At 52.0% G+C, this 24,394-nt stretch carries 1 protein-coding gene (cut by a window edge); it reads right to left on the bottom strand.

Features of this window, described 5'->3' with window-relative positions; genetic code table 11:
- Positions 1-24,394, bottom strand: partial view of a DUF4347 domain-containing protein gene (locus tag OCU43_RS19580; RefSeq protein WP_261832951.1) — the 3' portion only. Its footprint extends 14,357 nt past the window's final position; 24,394 of the gene's 38,751 nt are visible here — the last part of the coding sequence; the start codon falls outside the window, past its right edge; it ends in the stop codon at positions 1-3.

A 24,394-nucleotide genomic window follows, 5' to 3' on the forward strand; every position in this document is an offset into this window, starting at 1 on the left:
TTAAAAGTCCTGTTTCTGCCAGATCGAATACTTCCGGCTGGACTGTTTTTTACGCAAGTCCTGCAAGTCTCCCTGGATAACACCCTCTTCATCACTTAAGCGTCCCAGCTTCCATCCTCGCTGACCCGCCACATTGGCTGCTAACAGAAGTCCGACCGCCAGTGAATCCGACAGGGATGCATTCGAGGTTATCGAATAGTCACCTCCCTCTTCAGCAATATCCTCCTGAGAGCGGTTCTCAGAATAGTTATCCCCAGGCGTCCATGATCCATACGTCTCTGCCGCCTGATTAACCGCAGTGGCTGGGATTATGGCATCTTCTGCTGCAACAGGTACAGCCGGTTGCTTCGATTCTTCTGGCTCAGGCCCAGGCTTGGCCATATGACCGGAATGTCTTCTGTGTTCTACCCCAAGTAATGGCAGATTCCGTAAAAACTCTTTCAGCTCACTGTCTGTCATGCGGGAAAGTTCTTCACCATTCAGCAGTGGCATTAAGCGCAAGGCGGTATCTGTCCTTAGTGGCGATTCGTCAGAACTCTCCCGATCCACAAAGATATCATCTGGTCGCTCAGCAAACGGACCAGACCCTGCCCCATAGATATTAAACAGGCTGGCAGATATAACCTCCCGGTCAGTTGGGTCGGATACAATCAACAACGAGGTAAAGTCAGCGGAGTCCTGAATCCGGGCATAGTTACCCAGAATGACATCGGTGGTGAAACTGCCGTCGTAATAGTCAAAACCACTACCCCCCACCATAATATCAAAGCCGTCCCCACCAGAGAGCAGATCACTCGCGCCAAAGGTCGGTAAGGTAGACTGGAAGTCCCTCAGCCCGGTGGCCGATATGGTAATTTCAACAAAGTCACCAAAGATCGCATCCTCGCCATCCTGACCGCTGATCGTGTCGGAACCCGCACCACCCAGACCAATATCATTACCTGCACCCAGATAAACAATATCATCGCCACCCAGCGTCGGATCAACATCATTTCTGATCAGGATTGCAGGTTCAGAGGTAAAGTTATAATTCAGGATACCGGTATCAGCAATGACGATATCGTTATCGGCGCCGCTATTAATCAGATCGCTGCCCAAACCAGCAAAGACAACGTCATCGCCAGCACCGGTACTGATGTTGTCAGCACCGTTACCCTCATTACTGGTGATAACACTCTTCAGCTGACCGGTTTCGTATATGACTTCGCCGGTATCCCCCAGAACAACGTCAGCACCGTTTCCGGTCTCAACGCTGTCCGGCCCGGCGCCTGCCAGAATAAGGTTATCGCCATCGCCGCTTCTGATCGTGTCAGCACCACCTAAAGGTGTTTGAGCCGTGGTGGCCCGCTGGAGAACATCATCGAGATAGATCAGCTCGCCCGCATCCCCCAGTATCACATCAACGCCACTACCAGAGGTAACCGTATCGGCGTTAAAGCCTGCGATCACCCGGTTATTGCCTTCTCCGGCGTCAATGATATCCACGCCGGTACTGATTGCGTCGACATCCGTAGACACCAGTCGTACGGCAAGCCCGTTAGTGTATTCAATCAGACCATTGTCACCAAAGATATCATCATCACCGGCTCCGGTAGTGATGGTGTCATCACCCTGACCTGCGAGAACAGTATTATGACCATCGGCAAGGATAATAATGTCATTACCACCATTTACAATATCGGTAGTCTGAATCGTCTGCACCACACCGTTGCTGCCAATAACGATCTCACCGTTATCACCAATCACCCGGTCATTACCGCTTCCGCTGCTGACGGTGTCTGCACCCTGTCCGGCAATAACGGTGTTATCACCTTCACCCACATTAATCAGGTCGGCTCCGCCGATACTGGTCTCAGTCGCCCTTGCACGGGTAAGGATAGCGTTGCTGTATACCAGTTCACCACTATCACCCAGCACGACATCCGTGCCAGCACCAGAGGTAACCGTATCGGCGTTAAAGCCTGCGATCACCCGGTTATTGCCCTCACCGGCATCAATGATATCCACACCGGTGCTGGTTGCGTCGACATCCGTAGACACCAGTCGTACGGCAAGCCCGTTAGTGTATTCAATCAGACCATTGTCACCAAAGATATCATCATCACCGGCTCCGGTCGTGATGGTGTCATCACCCTGACCTGCGAGAACAGTATTATGACCATCGGCAAGGATAATAATGTCATTACCACCATTTACGATATCGGTAGTCTGAATCGTCTGCACCACACCGTTGCTGCCAATAACGATCTCACCGTTATCACCAATCACCCGGTCATTACCGCTTCCGCTTCTGACCGTATCAGCACCCTGTCCGGCGATAACGGTGTTATCACCTTCACCCACATTAATCAGGTCAGCTCCACCGATACTGGTCTCAGTCGCCCTTGCACGCGTAAGGATAGCGTTGCTGTATACCAGTTCACCGTTATCACCCAGCACGACATCCGAGCCACTGCCAGTGGTGATCGCATCACTGCCCTGACCACCGATAACAATATTGTTACCGGAGGTAGTACCGACCGCGATAGTGTCATCGCCGCCGTGAGTGTTACCGGCATTAACCCGGGTCACCATACCCGCACTGGTGGCACTGACGCCGGTATAACTGATTGACCCCAGATCGCCCAGCACCACGTTGTCGCCGGTGGCATCAGTGACAGAGTCACCACCCAGACCGGCAATAATACGGTCATTGCCTTCACCACCCTCGATGCTATCTTTGCCAGCAGCAGTGATGTCATCGCTGGTGATCAGTGCAAGGCTGTCCAGTTCACGGGCCAGCAGTGCATTGCCTGCTGCGTCCTGTACTGAACCGTCATCACCGAAGAGGATGTCGTTGCCGGTTTCGCCGAAGATAAAGTCATCACCGGCATTACCGCTGATAATATCGTCCCCGAACCCACCTCTCAGGGTATCGCTACCGTCGTTACCCTCCAGGGTATCGCGACCCACATTACCGTAAACGAAGTCATCACCGCCGTTGGCATAGAGACGGTCATCACCGTCATTGCCATAGAGTATGTCATCCCCCTGGCTACCAAAGATCAGGTCATTATCTTCATCACCATGAACACGGATCGCCAGCGTGGCAGCACCGGCATAAATTTCATCGTCACCGGTATTACCAAAGATATCCAGACGACGGGCCTCACTATCACCCAATGGAGCCAGTACTCCGTGAGCCGGACTCAGCAGATCATCAGTGGCGGTGATCGTAATGCTGTCGTTGCCAGCGTTGGCATAGAAGGAGGTCACGCTAACCCCGTCAAGATAGACACCATCAATGGTGATCTGATCCGCACCCTGACCTGCCCAGATAACCAGATCATTATTGTAATCACCATGGCTGGCGGTGTAGGTAATATCCCCGGCCGCCATACCGACAATGCGGCCATCACTTAAGGTGGCGTTATCGGCATCGGTGTCATCAAAGTCACTGATATACAACGCGTTAGAGCCACTGCCTGCATCTATATTCAGCAGGCCGTTGATACCATCCAGAGTGCCGTGAGCCGTGTCCTGATTGCTCAGATCAGCGTTTGCATCACTGGTGACGTAGATTGAATCTTCACCGGCAAAGGTGTTGATACTGGTTTCCGTGTCCTGATGAGTCGAGAGCACATTCACGGTATCGCTGCCGCTGCCTAAATTAATTTCAAGCTGACCAATGTTGTAGTAGTTAATACCCTCCATGCGGGTTTCAACGGTCGCATCACCAATCACCCGGGTAATTTCAACATCGGCATATGCCCCCTGGAACTGAATCAGCCACTCATCACCCACCCGGGTTACCGACACATTGTCAGTGTAAGGCAGGTAATCCTGCTGATCCGACAAGTCACTGTTTACATAGGATGCAGGCTTGTTGTTCGGGTTCAGAATCGGCCGTAGCGCTTCAATGATCTCCGCCTGAGTGGCCGTGACCGCAATTGAAGCGGTTAACTGGCCCAGAATTTCTAACTGATAGGCACCCGTTGATGCCGGAGTCAGCGTTTGAATCCGGCCGGTTTGTGCGCTCAGAGCGCCCTCTCTAAGGGTACTGGTTTTAATCTCTACGGTGGCGTCCGCTGCTGCGTTCAACCCGGTTATATCGGTAATTTGCAACTGAGGGACAGACTCACCAGCCAATTCACCACCAAAGGTGATGGTAAAGGTATAGCCATTCACGATCTCCTGCCGCTCTACCAGCAAACCAGGCCCCGCATTGAAGTGAGTCTTCAGTGCAGTCAGCAGAGTCGATTCCTCAAGATCAGCGATCTCGATCGCCACACCATCGATATCCAGTGTGTAATGGCCCGATACGGCGCGTATATAGAGCGATTGCACCTCTGACAGGGACGGCATATCCAGACCGGTAATACTGTCATACGTCAGCTGCATTTCATTGCTATCGGCATCACCAGAATCATTCACAATCAACTGGTTATTACCGGTACCACCATCAACCACCAGCAACGCCGCAATTTCATCGGCTAACTGTTGCTGGCTACCCACAGTAACACTGTCGTCATCATCACCGGTTTTCAGGGTCAGAGCGCCTGCCACCGTCTCAACGGCTATCCGGTCATCTCCCCCTTGGGTATCAATCGTGGTACTGCCGGTATGAGTCGACTCAATCGTCAGATCATCAACGCCTTCACCCAGTTCAATCGACAGCGCTTCAATATTGGCATAACGGATGCCACCGGGGATTAATTCATCACCCAGTCTGATGTCATCACCCATACCAAAACCGGTGATGGTGTCAGAGGTTAAGGTGCCACTTTCCGCAGCCGGGCTGGCGCCGTTATACAGATTGAACACATCCACCTGGGTCTCTTCGGTCACCCGGGTGTTCATGTTAACCGGATTAATGTAATAGTCGCGTGCCGCTGGCACCGTGCCATTTGGCCAGTCACCGACTAAGGTAAAGCTCTGGCCATTTTGAGACTCAATCTCCATGGTGACAGTTTCGCCGGTGGCGTTATCAACCACAACCAGTTCAAACAGACCGTTCTCAAGGTCGAGATTAAAGCCCGGTTTGTGAGTGAAGCTGTCTTTGTCCCAGTATTCTGAGGCGGTGTCAGTCACCACAATTTTTCCGCCGACCTCTGTAATCGAGGTGAGCGTGCCTTCGGTTTTATACCAGTTATGTTCCTCCGGTAATAAGAGTGGATCCTTAAGGCTCTGACCGGCACTCTCAACCAAACCACCGTCGATAGAGATCGGCCCGCGAATACGGTTGAGGCGTTCGCCTAACGGTTCGAATACCTGCGCATCCCCCCCATCAATAATGTTGTCATCAACGGCGGACAGGGTAACCGTCTGAATATCATCCCAGGCCACCTGGCCAGCACCTGGTGTACCCGCAGCAAAGGTGATACTGGATTTGCCTGGGTTGACCTGAACCAGATTATGCTCGGCGGTTTTACCGTCCTCGAATGCGTAGTTACTATGATAGGTACGGGTTTCAATTCCGGCGAAATCAACGGTCAGCAGATCTGGCACCAGCAAACCGGTGGCAGGATCAAGTACCATTGGCGCCCCGGACAGCACCACCTGATAGGAGTCATCCTGCCAGGTTTGATCGACATATCCATCGACATCGGTCATCAGGTAGCTGACTTCGAACCGGTCACCTGCACTCAGGCTCAGACTGGACACCAGATTTGCCCCGTGACGCTGGGCATATTCGGCGTAGTTCGGATCAGCCAGTACACCAGCAGCATCCTTAAACCGATAGCTATCGGTGAGCGGGTCATAACTCTCAATAATCGCGACCTTCCCGGCATTGGTTCCGCTGGTTACCTTCAGTAACATGCCATCCATTTTCACATAGTTGCTGTCCGTCGCATGGCCATCGAGTGAGATATTCAGCTTGTAGTTCTCTGTCATTCCCTCCAGATAGGTTGTTGAAGCGGTCTTACTGTCGTAGGTGACCGTCGTGCTGGTAGAGCTACTAAACAGAGATTGCTTTAAGGTCGTCACTTCCGTGCGCACGTTAGTATCGGTGGTGTAGGTAACCGAATAGCCCACTTCGACACGATAGCTGCCTTTATTGGCAAACAGGAATTCCAGCATCGGATCCTGCCTACTGCTGCTGCCGTTATCCGCCAACCAGCTAAAGTCTTTATCATAGGTCATCTCGGTGCCGTTAACGGCGCCGGATGTCATGTCGAACACCTTCATGTACGGCACATAGGACTGTGTGGAAGTCACTTGTGTTTCCACCACACGCAGGGTCGTGGTGGCCCCCGTCAGGATATTGCCTGAAGATGACAACGATTTACTGCTGGTGATGCTCGTAGTGACATCACTATAGGCATGACCATAATCGATATCGAACAGGCCCTGAACCTGAGTCTTACGCCCATTGGAAATAAGCGCATCATCGATGTTGTTATTAACCAACACCTGATGACCGGTTGCGGTAGCACTGTCACTCAGACCCGCCGCATAAAGCTGGCTCATCAAGCCGTCAGCAACGACATCATTGATCGGATCAGCGGCATCGATATCACTCTGACTCACGATATGAGTGTAAGTGATGCCATTCACCGTAATCGACCACGCATCCCCCACGGCGGGTGATGCATCAGAATCAATATCCAGTACGTACAGGTCCCAACGATCCCGGGTATCGGCCTGTGGCAGATTAACCGCTTCATTGTTTGTAATCGTCAGGCTGGCAGAGACACTACTTTCATCATCCGCAACGAACACTAAGGCTCCCGCATCGACAGTCACCGTAATGCCCGCCAATCCATTGGTCAGTGCTGTGGCAACGCCCGCTAATCCACCGGTTGCTCCGGCGGTACCATAAATCGTCGACAATGAACTGCCGGTGTAGGCCACGTCATTATCATTAGCGTCCTTAACCGTTATAGTCCAGACATCGCTGCTGCTGTAGCTGTATCCGGCATCAATGGTCAGCGCCTGGGAATAAACTGTCACATTAGCGCTGCTGCGGGAGGCTTCAGTGTTTTCAGTCACCACGGCATTCAGGGTCAGGCCCGGACTGGTCGTACCACTATCACGGGTAATCCTCAGGGTATTATCTGCTGTCACATAATCAGCGGTATACGCACCTGATGTCAGCTGAGTGGCCAGATCTGCGCCCACAACATCAAGTTCAGCATCGCTGGAAGGCGCACTGAGGTTACTGGCCACGGCTGTTGAGCCAGCCAGAACACGCCAGTTTTCAGCCGTAAGCGAGCTATCCAGAACCAGTGTTTGCTGAATAACTTCTGCGGATCGGGCCACGGCCCCTGTACCACCAGTGCCACTGTCAGCGGTGGTCATATCCTGATTTTTCAGCTGTTTGACACTGAAACCATTGGTGGTTGCCGTTAGCTGATAGGTTGAAGCAGCCAACGCCTGCAGCTTAGTATTCAGATCGGTCTGGATAGCCGCAGCGATATCTGCCAGGCTGGGCGCGTCAGCAGCTTTGGTATAACTGCTGGTATAGCTGCCTCGCTGACCATCGACCTCTACCCACCAGGTCTTAGCGGTACTGACTGGCCCGGATACCGTAAAGGTCGCTTCAACCAGCTGAGTGGTGCCTGTATCGACGGCACGATCATCAACTACCCTGACACTGATCGCTTTACTGGCATCGTCAGTAATAATCAGGGTTTTAGTGGCATTGTCATACGTGATCCGATAGTCCTGCCCCAACACTGCTTTCACAGCGCCAACCATGCCTGTACCCACCGTGTTGAGGTTATTAGCACCGGAAGACTTAGCAAAGGTGTAATCCTGACCATCAATGGTAACAATCCAGTCCTGCCCATTGGCAATGCCGAATGAAGGCGCCTTCAGAACCAGACTGGTCTGCTGCAATGCGGTGGATGTTTGCACCGCAGAATAGGTCGTTTCATGGGTGATCGACAACTTAAAGCCGTTGTCAGCATTGGTGATCACAACATCGTCGGCGGAACTTCCCTTAGCCGCACTAAAGAAGCTATCCAGCCCGGTATTGGCATCTTTCAGCTTATTCAGTAGCGCCGTAGCAAGGTCAGCACCACTGGTGCTAGTAGCCTCTACGTCATAGGTCTCACCGGAGACAGTGACATGCCACCGATCACCCACAGTAACGGTAGCTGGGAAATTAATACCCGCGGAGGTGTACCAACCGCCTGTACTGCCGGCTTTAGAATCACTATTAACAGAACCGGCAGCGCTGAACAGCATCTCATCGGTGACTTCAAAGAGGTAGCTATCCGTTTTATCTGAGCCGCCCCCTTCAATGGTGATATGCGACATGGAGTCGTTAATTGCCCCTCCCACTTCGGAGTTGCCGATCAGAATGTTGGACTCTGTATACCAACCCTTATTGTCACTCCCCGTACCGGCTACGCCATCAGTGTCACTGATGATCTGACCACCGGTGCCATTAGCGAAGCCGGTTGCATCTTCATCTTCAAGCAGCGGTGACTGGGTGAAGTCAAACTCCGTGGTAACCTGCTGCGGCAAGCTGAGATGCAACTTATAATCGGTCCCTTCGGGTACACCTTCCCATACCGGATTAAGGCGATTGGTATTGCCTTCAACCTCGACATAGTAAGTGCCTGCTTCGGTGATTTTGTAATTAATGTAGCTGTTGTTGTAATAGGTAGCGGGCAGAACCGAGGTTTTCCCCTGATCCAGTTTCAGCAGGTTGGTTTTGCTCTGCCAATAGACGCTGTCACCAGCAGCATAATCCGAATCCACATCCGCCCAGAAACTAATTCCGGCAGCCCCCGCAGCATCAATCATCGGCTGGGTAACGGTGAATTTGAAGTAATCTTTCGAGCCATCGCCACGACCATTAACGGTGATGTGCGGTGCCGCTTTAGAGTTGGAAATCGTCGGATCAGTGGCGGTGGTCCAGCGTGCGGCACTCACATCCTGAGCCGACTTAACGGTGTCGTTGCCTTGCAACTCTTCCACCTCAGCCAGCCCAAAACTCGCCTGAGCCGAACTGCCGGAACTGCTCACGAGAACCATGCCTTCGCCCAGCACCGCTTCAGCACCGGTTTCAGTAACCTGTGCACGACCATTGTTTTGCAGGATCAGTAACGTTGGTGATTCATCATCGGCGATAGTGACATCAACCACACCCATGGTAAGACCATCGTAATAAGGGTCATCACTGGTCACTGTATGACTTAAACGACCGTAATGAATGCCTTCAACCTCTGCATCATCGATAGCCGTAAAGGTAACGGTTTGTGCTTTATACCAGTCGTCCGGCGTAAACGTAAGTGTCGTGACACCGCCGGTTGATAACTGTCCATCGCTGGCGATGGTGATCGTCACATTAGCTGACGGCTTATGACTTAACATCAGCTCATAACTGTCACTACGCAAAGATGCAACCGCTTCAGCCACCAGTGGTTCACTGCTGCTCTTAGCAATCAGAACCGTCGGAGACACTGAACGCACATCAATGCTGCCCATGACCTGCCCGCTATAGAAGGCATCATCGGTGATCACTAAGTGGGAGATCAGACCATCCGGATCGCCACCATTCGCGGCACTGTAGGAGACGATTTGTGGTCCCCAGTCCGCGGCCGTGAAGGTTAAAACGGTTTTATCCGTCACCATCGAATCAGGGGCATCAATTTCAATCTTAACGTCCGCTGTGGGTGCCTGCGACAACGCCACCTGGTAGCGGTTATTAGCCATCAGGGTCACTGCCACATCAGGATTATCATCAATCACTTTATGGGACGTCAGATCATCATCCACCACTTCTGCAGAGATCTGGCTTACCTGAAGGCGATCATATCCATCACCATCCTGATCAGTATCGCCCTCCTGAACCGCATGGCGGATCACCACATTACGCACACCTTCAGCCAGATCATCATCCGGAGCGGTGACGGTGACCAGCTGCGGAATAAACCAATTGGTACGATCGAACAGCAGCGTGGTGGAGTCTTCGCTGCCATTCAGCGCAACGCCTTTACCGCCCTGCTTCAATTCCAGTTCAGTTGCCAGAACGGCACTGGCGGTTACCCGCACAACATCCTGCGGCGCTCGGGTCAGAACCACTTCATAGGTATTGTTGGTTTTGTTCCGGTCCGCCAGTACAACACCCGCGGCATGTTCAAATGTACGGATAGATGAACCGACAGGGCGAATAATGACACCTGCTTCATCATCGTCCATGACATCGGCGGAGATGGTTTTAGTCAGTGCCTGGAAGCGTGCATCACCGGTCGTCAGGGTGTGTTCCAGCAAGCCACTGTGGCCCTGCAGGTCATCCGCAACCACGGTGACCGGCTTGCCATCGTTGCCACCCGCCGTATTAAAGGTGTCGCTGCCTAAGCCACCGATCAGGTTCAGATCGAGGTTTTCACTGGTGCTGTAAACATAGAAGTTATCGTTGCCTTCCATGCCATTAATAATTAATCGCTCAACCCCTTCAAAGCCGATAAAGCGACCGGCACCGTAAACCCCCTCTTCAGTAATCACATAATCATCACCGAACTCGGTACCCAGAATAGTCACAGTATCCAGACCATCGCCACCGCGAATATTGACCGGAGCGTTCATCGCGTAGTTGATGAAGTCGGCACCCTGACCACCATTAATATTGGCGACCGGTGCGTTTTCATCGTCAGGATCTACCAACACGAAACTGCGGACTAAGAAGGTATCGTTATCTTCATCACCATTCAGATCAACAGAGGCAACGTTGCGATAGACAATAAAATTGTCCTCTCCGATACCACCATTGAGAGACGCATCGTAGCTGATACCGTTACTGATATAGCCCTGTGACACCAGTGTCGTCGCGAAATAGTCTTCCGGCTTCAGACCCGATTCAACATTATCCCGGGCCGAATTGAATACCTGTCCTACCTGGAAGGTATCGTCACCGGCATCACCATACACCGACATCTTCGCGGTGGTGTCATCGAAAGTGAAGCTGTCATTACCATCACGGCCATAGACGTTGATTTCGTCGTTATTATCGATGTTGTAATTAACACGCTGGACAGGTGCACCGACCACCGTATTACCCGCGGCATCCACCTGCAGGGCAAAGATACTATCCGGCCGGAACAGGAAGCTATCCGCCTGATCGGTTCCCTGAATCGCAACCCGGTCAAAACCGGTGTCAGCGGCATCATCATCGATCGTGATGACGGATTCACCTTCACTGGCCAGGCCAATGTAATACCAGTCAGAACCCGTTTCACCCCGCAGCACCAGTTCACCACCGATGCCATCGCGGTTGGTTTGCAGATCACTGGCGTTGTAGTTAACCCGAATCGTATCGTCATCGGCCCCCGCATTCACTTCAGCATAGGCCCCGGTGTCGGACAGGGTAACCGAATCATTGCCCGCCCCCGTATTCAGTTCGATATTCGCAGCGCCTGCAGCGGAAACAAACAGTTTGTCACCACCGGCACCGGTATTAACCGTAACGTCGGTTGCATGGTGCAGACTTTCAATTGAGACTCTATCCACGACAATCTGACTGTTGTCATTGGCATCATCGGCATTCAGGTTGAGGACGATATCTTCGACGCCCACCATACGCACGGCGTATTCCCCCAGGCCTTGCAGCGTATCAAACGATACCACGTTCTCAACTGCACCTTTACCGGTCACAAACTCATCTGTAACCACCAGCGTTTCACTGATCGTCATGAGGACTTCTACCGACTCAGCTAAATAGAAACCATAGTCATCCTGCACACCATTGATATTAATCTCGTGATCCACGGCCTGGCCATTGATATCACGGGTAATGATTAAACCATCAAGCAGTGGCGCTTCGACATCGGTACGCAGAGCCTGACCGCCATCCAGCGTTTCGATTAAGCGGGTGACGTTGGCATCATTGAATTCAAGATCACCGATAGCGCTCTGGCCAACGGCATTGGCGTAAGCTTTCCAGTTAGCCGCGGTGAGATAAACACCGTCATCCAGCACATGACTGGCGGCAACATCGTTGGCAGCACTGTCCTGATTAAAGCGACGCAGGGCGACCGCTTCCAGAATTTCCTGGTGCTGGGCGCCCACACCGTAGTAGGAATAGCTGTAATAGGAGTGATCCAGATTATCGACTATCTCTGCATACAGGGTATTGAGCAGAATCTCTTTGCCCCGGGTCGCATCGCTATTACCCACCGTACCGCTGACCCAGTTAACCCCCTGAACACCAGACGTATCACCAACGGTGTAATTGATCGCCAGAATTTCACGGGTATCAATTTCACGCACCACGTTATAGTTGGTTTTACCCGCGGTACTATCGGCCTGCGGTCCATCCCCATAACCATTATCGTTACGGGTAAGCGCCTGCACATCATCCGCATTAGGGTCTAAACGGCCAACATAATCACCCAGTGAGGCATTCCAGTCATACGCCGCATCCCAGGTATCGTTATCCCAGATATTCTGAGAGTACTCGTAGCTGGTCGAACGAATCGATGTGTCCAGCTGAGTCTGCTTATACACCCTTAGTGCGGAGTCAGAGGCGATGTCATAAACCCGGCCATCCGGTAAGCTGCCATTTTTAAGCTGGTCACGAACCCCCGACAGATCCAGATAGCTTCTCAGATTCTCAAGCGCCGTCACCACATTGGTCACCAGGCCGGTAGCATCGGATATCTCATCCAGCATTGGATCGATCAGCAGGGCATCCAGTACATCCATAGAGAAGTCATAGGTGCTGATGAGGTTCTCACCCATCAACTGCAGACCCCGCTTCACAAAACCATCTAAGCGATCAATAAAGGTTGTGTCCGATACCACAGGGTTTGAATCTGCCAGTGCGGTAACAGCCCCTAGCAAAGGATTGAGGTATTCGAGTGCGGTAAATTTCTCGACCAGAACATCTTTCGATAAGGTGACACTGGCCTCTGCCACATCGCCATTCAGCAGATCGTCAAGAACCCCCACCTGAGTATCTTTATGGGCGCGGATTAACGCGCTCTTCAGATCATCCGGTGTAAAGCCGGTACCGGTGGTCAGCTCAGCCAGTTTGGTGAGATTGAAATCAAAATCAACCGTTTCCAGCTGCTGCTTCGCTAAGGTAATGTCCAGACCGGCATTATCTCTGGCATTAACCGTCACCGTGTCGGTATCCGCGCCACCCACAACCCGAACCAGGCCGGCAATACGCGACATATCGTAGTTTTCAGGCAGTATTTTAGCCACGGTCCGTTCAGGCAGGTTGTCAAATTTATACGCCGCTGTGCCGGTAATCTCTGCCGCACTATAGTTCTGCACGACATTAATCGTGGTATCGCTCTCCTTCTTCGCTTCGACATCGTAGAACAATGAGATCATATCCCAGAACAGATCTTTGCCAGGCGTCGATCCGGCAACACCAACGCGGTCATATGAAGCGTATTTTTCATCGCCTACACCAGTCACGCCCCCCCAGTCAGTGGTATAGGTGTAATGATGCGTACCAAAGAACCAGTAACTCGCCTGGTGATAAACCGGCACATTGCGCACGTAGACATCCGTCAGAAACAGATCCGGATCGTATCCCCAATTATCAATTTCAGGCGCGCTGTTAGACGAGCCCTGACGTACCTGATCACTCTGAATAATACTGCCGGTGACCGTCTGGCCGATAACCCAGTTTAAGTAGGTGCCGAAGAAAACATCGTCCAGCGTCATATTGCCCGCTTTGATAGATCCGCTATCAGCCAGGCTATTGAACAGATCAAAATCGATCTCATCGGGTAGTTTGGGTGCAACGATAGAACGACCACCGGGTTTACCCTCCAGGGCAACATCCGTGGCGAAGTAGTTCTCCCAGTCACCATCGGGATAGTTTTGCCCCCACTCCTGGCCAGCGAAGTTCAGCGCCTGTTCCAGCGAGTTGGTATTCGCCACATAGGCATCGACAGCCGCAGTATTGTCCTGGCGGACATTAAAAATCCAATTGCCAAAACGTTTCTGCACCAGACTGGACAAACTAACCCCATGCACGGGGTTGTAGCGTGCCCGTTCAACCCCCTGAGCAAAGAGTTTTAACGCAACGGTTAAGTTAGCTTCAAACAGACGCCAGTGAGCCTCATCAATCACAGGGTTGGCATCGGCCTTCACCCATTTCTGGAAGAACGCTTCCCACGCGGCAGCATCATAACTATTTTCCCGCTTGCTGAAGACCACCTTATTATCGGTGATAGTTTGCGTATCAAGCACGTCATCAAGTATGTTCTGCTCAACGGTATAGGTGGCATTGGATTCAGGATAAGTAACGTTAAAGGTTCCACCTGCACCACCATAATTGATATGGTCATCGCCAGACCCCAGACTCAGCAACAGGGTGATATCGGCATTCAAGCCGTACAGGTTAATGACATCCTCACCTGCACCGGTCAGCAGGGCCAGACGTTCAATACCCTGAACCCCCTCAACCTTAAGACCCGCACCGTAGATGTACTGTTTATCGTTTTCATCGGTGAAGATATTAAACTCATCGCCAAGACGTGTGCCCGACAGAATCAGGGTATCGAAGCCAGAACCACCAAAAATAGATACGCGATTATTTTGCACGTAGTTAATCATGGTGTCTTTTTCATCTTCGGCGGTGAGATTATTCTCATCGCCAGCACCGGCAACGATACCGCCACCGCCCGTATCGCTCGCGGCACTCGACGGGGATACCCCACTTTGCAGATGGGATTTCAGGAAGAAGGTGTCGTCATCCGCTTCACCATACAAAGACAGCTGGCCAATATTATGGTTGACCTCAAAGTAGTCATTACCTGTACCGCCGTAGAAGAAGCTATTGTTATTCACACCGGCGGTAATACCGTTGAGGCCTTTAACCACTTCGATCAGCTCGCCATGGCCATCATCCACAAAGTGGGTTTCGATAACACGTCCGATCAGGAAGTTATCATCACCGGCATCACCGGAAACATTCAGCGACGCCATGGTGCCATCAACAACAAAGGTATCGTTGCCACCGCCACCGTGCACAGACACGGTGCCAAGGCCATCGTTGTAGTAAACCCGCTGATAGAATTCAGGGTCTGCCATGGAGATTGACGGTGTAGTGCTGGCAATCGCATCCGCAATATCAACCGGCTTATTGATCAGAGCCGGGTTGCTGGACTGCAATAAGTGGAAGTTACCCTGCACATCCTGAGTCGCGCCCTTAAAGGTTATATACCAGGGGTCACGGTTAGTACCTGTCCCCTTGATATTAACATCGGTGATCTTCTTCTCACCGGTCAGCGGATCGGTCAGCGCTAACAGCGCCGCTTTAATAGTGGCTGCATCATCGCTGCTGTTTAACAGACTGGTCGCCACCCCATCATAACTCAGGGTGTAACTACCGGTCTGACCGGGCAATAGACTGTAAACCTGAATTTCATTATCTTTACGCTCAAACATCGCGTCGATATCTGGTTTACCCGCCAGCAGGGCAGCACCGGTACCATCTTCCGCCAGACGTTCCACAAAGGAGCGAATAACAGAGACCGACGCCGCCGTCGCATCATCAACCTCAAAGCGCATAAATTTCTTCTCTGAGGTTTGGGGGGCATCCACCAGCTCGATCATCAGCGCATCGCCACCCACAGAAGCCACCCGGGCAACAATACCGGCACCCGCCAGTTTCGACTGGATGGTGGCAGCGGTATCTGTCGCAGAGACATTGATGTTGCTATCGTAATAGCTGAGCACAAAATCACTCAACGCATTAGTGGCTGAGTCTCTGTGCCGTTCTAACAGCTGATACTGGGTATCAACATCTAAGTGCATCAGGTCATCGGCATCATCAGCACCGCGAATTTCAAGCACATCGCTCTCTGTCGCGCCGGTCCCACTATCCATGATATGGATGTTGGACTGATCATCGACAGTGCCACTCAGGGTCATCACATAGTTATCAGAACCAAAGCCACCATCGAAATAGGCGCTCTTGGTGAAATCTCTCACGCCATAGTCGTTACCACTGGCGCCACCGTATATTTCAAACTGCTCAAACACCCCAACTGTTGTCTCATCTTCATTAATGGCGACATCTTTGGTTGGGTCCAGCAAGGATTGCTGCTGCCCCGTGACCTTGAAGGAAGCATCCGACAAGCTGAAATTGAGATCTCTCTGCTCTATCAGGGTATCGATATCATTATTATCGACATCGATATCTTCGAAGATATCGGTACCACGACCACCGGTAATAACATCATTACCCTCGCCACCATTGATACGGTCGTTGTACTGACTGCCGATCAGACGGTCATCGCCGTCACCACCGCTGAGGCCCAGATTATCCACAGCCCGTGACAGTATGACCGCATCAGAATTAATGGTGTTGCCCAGAATCGGTTCGTCATTCGGGCTAAAGCCCGCAATAATGAAATCATCCCCGCCCAGCGCATCGATATTAATAGTGTCGAACTTGTCTGTGGTATCCGACTCATTCGCTTTGCGATCAATACCTCGAACGGTAATCGTCACCTGCCGCTCGCTTAAGTGATCCGCCTGGGTGTCATCCACCCGGCGGTGCACAACCTGCACGGTTTCGGTGTTTTTCTTCAGAACAGGATTGAGGCTGGCATCAACCAGACCGGTATCCTGTAACTCGTGACCCACAGTAAAGTAATCCCGGATACTGGCATCGTCGCCACCCTCGATTAACACGCTGTCGTTGGCGTTATCGGTATTGTAGGTCGGGTCTTCAAACCAGTCGGTGCCACCATCCAGAACCGCTTCACCGCCGCCCTCAGGAATGGACCAGGTAGGCTTCTCGATCATGCGGGGCACATTCTGTTCAATAGTCTGGAACGATGACAAATATCCCTCCGCCGCACCTGTCGGTGAATTCAGCGGCAGGACCGCATAATCACCTGCGCCGTTGAGCTCGATATGCCAGTTACCCGCAGCATCTACCCGTTCAATCACCTTGTAGCTGGATGAAATATTGTCAATCAGCGCCTGTACACCGGCACCACTGAAGTCATATGTCTGGGTGATCGCAAGCGTGGATGAGAATCCGTCTAACGCAATCGTGAAAGGCGTATTGCGGCTTAAGCCATCACCATTGACCGTAATCTGAGTCGCATTACCCAACTGGTCAACCGCGTTCCAGGCGGCAAATTTTGTTTGCAGCTCTGACACAACATCCTGCGCCGCATCAGAAGCGGTCGTTGCAGCGGCTGTCGCGGCCGCTGTGGCAGCGGCAGACGCCGTTTGCAGTGCAGCATCTGTCGGTGCTGCGGCTGCCGCAGCAATCGCTAAAGTCTCCGCCTCTGCAGCAGCTTCGGCCGCGCTCCTGGCGGCATTCAGCGTGGTTAGATCAACCGTAATGGATGGGTAATCCGGGTGGCTGAATGTTGTACTGGAGACTCCCAGAGGCAGCGTCATACTGACATTAATGTCCTGAGCCACCGTTAAGTCTTCGAGTGAACCGCCCCCACCAGGGTTGACCACAATCGCCTGGCTCGCGGGATTAACGAACTCAATCCGGTAAACGCTGGCCTCATCATACACCAGCACATTCACACCACCGCTGATCAATGCCGTCTGTAAGCCCGCCGCCGTCAGATCAGCAGCTGTCAGTTCAACACTGAAATCGCCGTAATACAGATAGGTTCCGGCAACCACATCTGTCTTATTGATGTATTGCTGTTGTTTGTTATCCGCCGTATTAACATCCGCTTTGACTTCCATATTCTGGATGTTGATGAAGCGATCCATAACATAGTTGGCACCGCTGTTCTGGTCTGCATCCAGAATGGCGACGGTCCATGGATCATTTTCAATCCCCGAACCTCCGACCCAGACATCGGTAATGGTATCCAGCGATTCCAGATACAACTCCACGTCAAGGGCGCTCATGTCACGCTGCAAGACCACCGATTCACCGTTATAGGTGAAGTAAGCATGGTCCTGCCAGTCTTCCAGATACAGCTCTTGCGTGGCAACAACCCCATGACTCAGGTTGCGGGAGAATGCCTCAGTCGTCTGCACCACGGAGCCGCCCAGAGAGTATTGTTCTGCACGCAATTGCAGATAAGCACCCTCTTCGGTTTGCCCGGCCTGCAAGAAAGTGACCTGCCACGGATCAGCCGCAGAGCCCGCTCCGGTCACATGAACATCGTCAATGGCATCCAGCTTTTCAAGGGCGGTTTCTATTCCCGCCGCACTCAATACACTGATATCAATCGCTTTATCGCCATACCAAAGCGATACCGGGCCAGCGGCCAGGGTTAAATTCTGCACTCGCCCGTTGTTGTTCATCTCCTGTGACTGGATAACCACCTGATCGGCCACCGCCAGCATGGAAATTTCAGCCAGCTTCATCACTTCATAAGGCGTATTAACCGTATCCAGCGGAGTGAAACTGATGCTCCAGTCACCCACACCATTAATGACAACAGCAACAGTCGAGGCTCGTAAGCCATCAATAGTATTAAACGCGGCCACAATATCGGCCTCGGTCATTGTGCTGTTGAGTAATACCCGCTCAGTGCCGTACCAGACCATCGCGGAGTCGGTGCTGAAATTGAGATGCTGTTCACCATTGGTGAAAGTGAACACAGCATCTGCAGGGTCGCTCACACCGTCGACATAGCCTGGGTTAGGCAGCGTAGTGTCGCTGGCAGAAACGGCCAGCGCATCGGTGATTTTTTCCACTACGGTCAGGTTCAGGTCAAAGAAATCGCCATCGGTATCTGTTGTGGCATCCAGCAACTGAATAATCCACTGACCCGGTTCAGAGCCCATGGTAGCTTTCACCGCACTGATATCCGGATGGTTCAGCAGCGCCGCTTCTATGGCCGCAGCCGTTGCCTCTGCCAACGACACCTGTACGGTCTCGCCAACCCCATTAACAAAGCTATACGCGGCCAGGTCCAGGGAGATCTCAACCGTCTGGCCGTTATAGGAAAACTCAGCTTTAAACGCATCGGCCGGTACACTCAGGGCCTGACGGTCATTCCCCGGGAAAACCACATGATCGGTTACCGTCGAAGAGATTGCCGTCTGCGTGCTGACGGCCGCGCTGCTGTCGACCAGATCAAAACTCAACAGACTATAGTTACCATCCGCATCCTTGATAGCATCCAGTATTTGCACCACCCAACTGCCAGCGGTATCACCGGCCGTCACCACTACGTCGTCAATACCGAAATGCGCTAACAACGCTGCTTCTATCGACGCTTGCGTCGCATCAGCATCGACAGCAACGGTGCCGCCACCGTAACTGACCGAGGTGATTTTGCTACCCGCAGGAACCGTAAACGACTGCTCTATATTGGTCGGCAGATTAATATCATCACCCAGCACCGTGGTTCTGGTGATGATTCCGGCCCCCAGGGCGCTGCCACCGACAACAAATTCAAGGGTATGGAAATTACCATCCGCGCCTTTGGCTGCTTCATCAGCAGCAGGTCCGGACGGGTTATCGGAGAAGCGAATCAGCCAGGGGTTATTGATTGTTCCCTGACCACTCACACCGACACTTCCAGCGGGAATACCGCTGAGGCTTTCAAGTGCTGCCTGCACCTCTGCGGTTGTCATTGTTGACGATAGCGCAACACCTTCATTGTTGTACCAGACAATGCCATTTACATTGACGGGAGCATCTTCGTTGTAGTCCAGTACGTCAAATGCCAGCAGCTGGGCACCATTGCGCGGGACTTCGCTCATGCTATCGGTGATAGTGGTGACATTCGGGGCGTGATCCGCGTTAGACAGATACTCAGCACCCAACACATCCAGATGATAGAGATACTGCTGCGCCCGCGTATCGTTGCGTTCAGTCATTGGGCCGCTATGCTTCTGCACGTAGTACTGGTGCGCCAGGATCAGATAGTTACTGTTCAGATCGGTCGTCGCGCCATTGAAAGTAATCACCCATGGATTGGCTTGCGTACCATGAGTGCTCTCGGTGGCTGGCGCCGCTGGCGTAACGGTGACATTACCCACGCCGATAGCGGTGATAGACTCCAGCGCTGCCTGCACCTCAGCCGCACTCATACCGGCAGTAATCGTTACTGAGTTGCCCACTGTTCGGCCATCATCGGTTTTCGTGTCATCGTAACCGTAAAAGACCGTGACGTTATCCAGTCCGTCCGCCAGCCACAGTTCCTGCTGGTTGTTTTGCGGTGATGACGCCTGATAGTCTGCCACATTAACGATGGATTCGAGTATCGGAGCCCCGTTAGATGTGGTCAGGTACTTGCCCCCCTCCTGCAGATCATAACGATAGAAGTACTCGCCCTGACGCACGTTGGTGATATAGCTCTGAGGTTCTTGCGGTACATAAATCACATGGCCATTGGAATCTTTGACCACATCGCCGTTTTCATCCAACTGCGGTGTTTGTGCAAGGAAGGCGGAGTAATCCGCAGGATACACCTGATAATTACCGTCGACATCCCGGTCTGGCTGCCATTCACGGGCTTTATCCCGACCCAGCGTGATATCCACACTCAGCAGCGAGGTATCCATCAGGTCACCGATGGCAATATCGTCACTCTCTTTCTGGGTATCGAGTTTTAACGCTTCGATATCGTCCATAACAATATAGTCAGACGCAAAATCGATAGTTAATTTAGCCCGGGTATCCCGTGTTACACCATCTGCTAAGAAGAGCGCAGCATTGAGCTTGCGCAGATCGACATGACTGGCATCGTCATTAACGGTGATATCAAAGGTGTCGGTACCCAGACCACCCAGCATCAGCAGATTGGCACCCGCCGCCAGCGGCGCATACTGCCAGACCACGGTATCATCACCATCACCGGCATCGACATTGACAGAGCCGGTACCCGCATTAATGATATCGTCTCCGGCATTACCCTGAATATCATTCACACCACCCAGGACAGGGTTACCATTCTCATCCACACCACCCACGGAAATCTCATCATTACCCGCACCACCTCTGATGGTGTTATTGCCTAAACCACCGTCGATGAAATCACCAAACTGGGTTCTGAACTGAGAGTTTTCTTTGGTAATGGTTAACACAGGACCACCCGCACCATCAGTGGGCATACCCTGATCGTTGTAATGCGCGTAAGGGGTACCATCCAATTGGTAAATTGGCGTTATCCGCACCTCACCATCCGGGTCGATAAAGGTTGCGATATCAGTGGTAATATCCTCATCGCCACCTTCAACGTAATCGTTACCACCATAGGTTGCGATGGTATCGAAACCGTCACCACCGAAGACCCGGTCATGACCGTCACCGGTGAAAATGATGTCGTCACCGGCGTTACCACGGACCGTCAGTCCGTCATAGGTGAAGTTCTCGCCTTTAACCACCACCTGGTCATTGCCATCACCAGTTTCAATCAGATAGGTATCGTTCGCATTTCCTGCACCGAGATAACCGGTATCGATGGATATAACATCGTCTTCGATGCCCGCTTCCAATGCGTTACCAGTGTTTGCTCCGCCATTTATATACAGCCCCGCGAGGACCGCGGTATTTTCAGGATCGGCAATCATCTCAATGAAGTCACTACCGCCACCCAGCTCAACGTCGATGTGATCCACGCGACCATTCAGACGTTTCAGGCTGTAGCGGTCATTACCTGATGTACCGGCAATGGTTAAGGTATTTACATTTTTAGCCAGATAGACCTCAGCGACCAGCCCGGTACTGACAACAATGATATCTTCACCAGGGTTGTTGCTTTTCAGGCTGCGTATACGGTCACGCAAGGCGGTCTCTTCCGCTTTGGTGTAATACTCGGTATCGAGATAACCCTCTTCCGACAGCTTTTGCAGGGTTAAATCAATATCCGGCGTAATAACATCAACGGTATAGCTATGGGCATCCGCATCGGCTCCCTTGTCATAGCTTAAAATCAGGTTGCCAGTGCTCTGATCATCACGTTCCCAGGAAGCGATGTGATCTGGTGCATGATGGATACATTCAAGTTCGAAGGTTGCCAACACCTCATTGACGAAACGGTTGCGTGCTTCAAACAGGGTTATCTTAGTCAGACCAGCATCGATACCGACCCACAGGAACGCCTCCAGGAACAGGTTCAGGGTGCCCGACATATCAAACAAACACTGCGGGCCATGGGTAATCCGCTCAACCAGCTCTGAACCATAGAGCTTGCCATCACCCACCGGCAGATCATCAAGGAAATTGGTTTCCTTATCGTTGAGATCAAAACCAATAATCGCTTCAATACCCCCTTTGACACCCGCTTCAACCAGGCCACCCAGCCCCAGACTGGCGATAACACCCACAGCAGCGCGCAGTGTGACTTCCGCTTTATCATCAACGGTATTTTCCAGACCGTGATCATCCAGATAGAAGCCATCAAATAAGCGCCAGGATTCAGCCACATCAAAATCGGTATTCATCCATTCACGGAAGCCACGGGTATCAAAGCCGAAATCAAAGTTGGTACTGGCCCCGATCTCACCGAAGAAACCGACGTTAAAACCAGGATAAACCGGGAAGGTCTTCTGATATTCAAAAAACAGATCAAGATCAGGCAGGTCGTACCAGAACAGATCGACCTCACCCCGGCCCGTGATAAATTGCAGCAGGCTGGCCGGATCTTCCAGAATCGGAATTCTGAAGTTCTTCTGCCCCTGAGGATTACCAAAGGTTGCCCGGTTATTGGTTGGTTTATTCGCGCTGGACTTGCCACCTTCTACGCCATCCTGCGACGGACCGGCGATAGTTGACGCGTGGGAACCCAGCTGGGCATTACGATCGGTCTCTGATTTTGCGCCGGCGGTATTTTTAGAGGTGACCGGCGCGGAGGTATCTGTGGCATAGCCTCCGGTCAGATTAAAGTCACCAAAGTCGATATAACCGGCAGATTTTAACGTTTTCGCTTTGTCCAGAAAGTCGATGGTGGCTGCCAGAGCGGCAATCACTTTCTTCGCAGTATCAACCGTTGTGGCAGGCAATCGAAGGTAGGCAATGTCGAGGATTTTAAGCTTCGCAACGCCCATATCTATCTCGGTATTAAGCAGATCAATAACCGGCTTAAGTGGCAGAATAATATCGGAGATAGTGTCGAAGGTATCACCCAGGAAACTTTCAAATACCGAGCCCGCATCTAAGCGGACATTCTGTAAAGTGATATTCGGGTCGCCAAAGGAGATGCTCGCACCACTTTTGGTAGAGAGGGAGCCGCTGGCTAAATCCTGGTAGTAAACGATGGTTGTATCAATAGACGGCAACACATCTGCCGCCGACGTCGACACCTTGGTAAACAACTTCGCCTCGGCAAATGCGTTGGCATTGATGACCAGTTCAACTTTTTCGCCCAGCTCTAAACGGCCGTCTGCGGCAACGGTGCCGGTTGTTCCACCAATATCTTTAATATCAAAACCAAAGTGGCCGCTGATACCTGCCCCTTTGTCGTTGATAACATTCCCGGCGCTGTCGTATTGCAGCACCTTACCGCCGGTTTCGTCAGTCACATCGACCTTTAAGAAGCCCAGAGTACCCTGCGCGGTAGAACCGTTTTTCAGGCGCGCGTCGACATCCAGAGCGATCTCTTCGCCCTTAGCGTTGATACCTGAGGTATTGAGGAACAAACCAAAATCAGGGCCACTGCCTAACGGAGCCATATTGCCTAAGCCGATACCCAACCCCATCAGGTAATCGATTTCAGCAATCAGGGAGGCATCAACATCCAAACCTAATCCGGGCATGCCCACGGCAAAATCAACCGGCAGCTCACCATCGACCAACACTCCGCCAAACTTGATATCAAAACTTAATAAGCCATTAGCTGAGAAAGTTAACTCAATGTCGTCAGCACTGGTGGGCAAGCGTGTTTTTATCTTGCCATTTTCATCGTACTGAACCGCACCGGAAGCATCTAATAATGGCACCACAAAGGAGAACAGCGGGCTATTAATCGTTTTCAGCCCGTCATAAAGCCCCTGACGGATTTCGTTCAGCAGCGCTTCAAACACTTTGCCGCCAACGGCTTCAAGATCCTGTAATTTCTTACCCAGCCCATTGATATAGCCGCTGGCATCCTTTTCACCCAGGACACTGGTCTCAAGACTACGCAGGCTATTCGCCAGATCATCAAACGGCTCACCACCCACCAGCGGCAGTTCGATATTATCGATACCATTGGCCACTTCGTTAATGGCCGAGAATGCGCCTTCCAAACCTTCGCGAACGGTTTTCGGGTCATTCAACAGATCCAGTAGCAACACGATAACGTCGAAATTCATATTGAATTTCGGCAGGTTGTAATCGAAGGTGCTGACAAAGTTCTGGCTTTGATCGACACTGAATGCCGCTTTGGCAAACAGGACATTATCCGCAACGCCATCCGCATCAAGGTCTTTATCTGTGCCGCCCAGCGGCAGTGCCTCAATTGGGAAGAACATCGGCAGATTAAGACCGGCTGAACCATAAGCCGACGCCTGGAAGCCGTCTTTCACTTCGGTTAAGTCTAAATAGCCGTTACCATTGGCGTCGGCGCCTGGG

Origin of the sequence: Amphritea atlantica, assembly GCF_024347255.1 — a bacterium.
Taxonomy (GTDB): Bacteria; Pseudomonadota; Gammaproteobacteria; order Pseudomonadales; family Balneatricaceae; genus Amphritea; species Amphritea atlantica.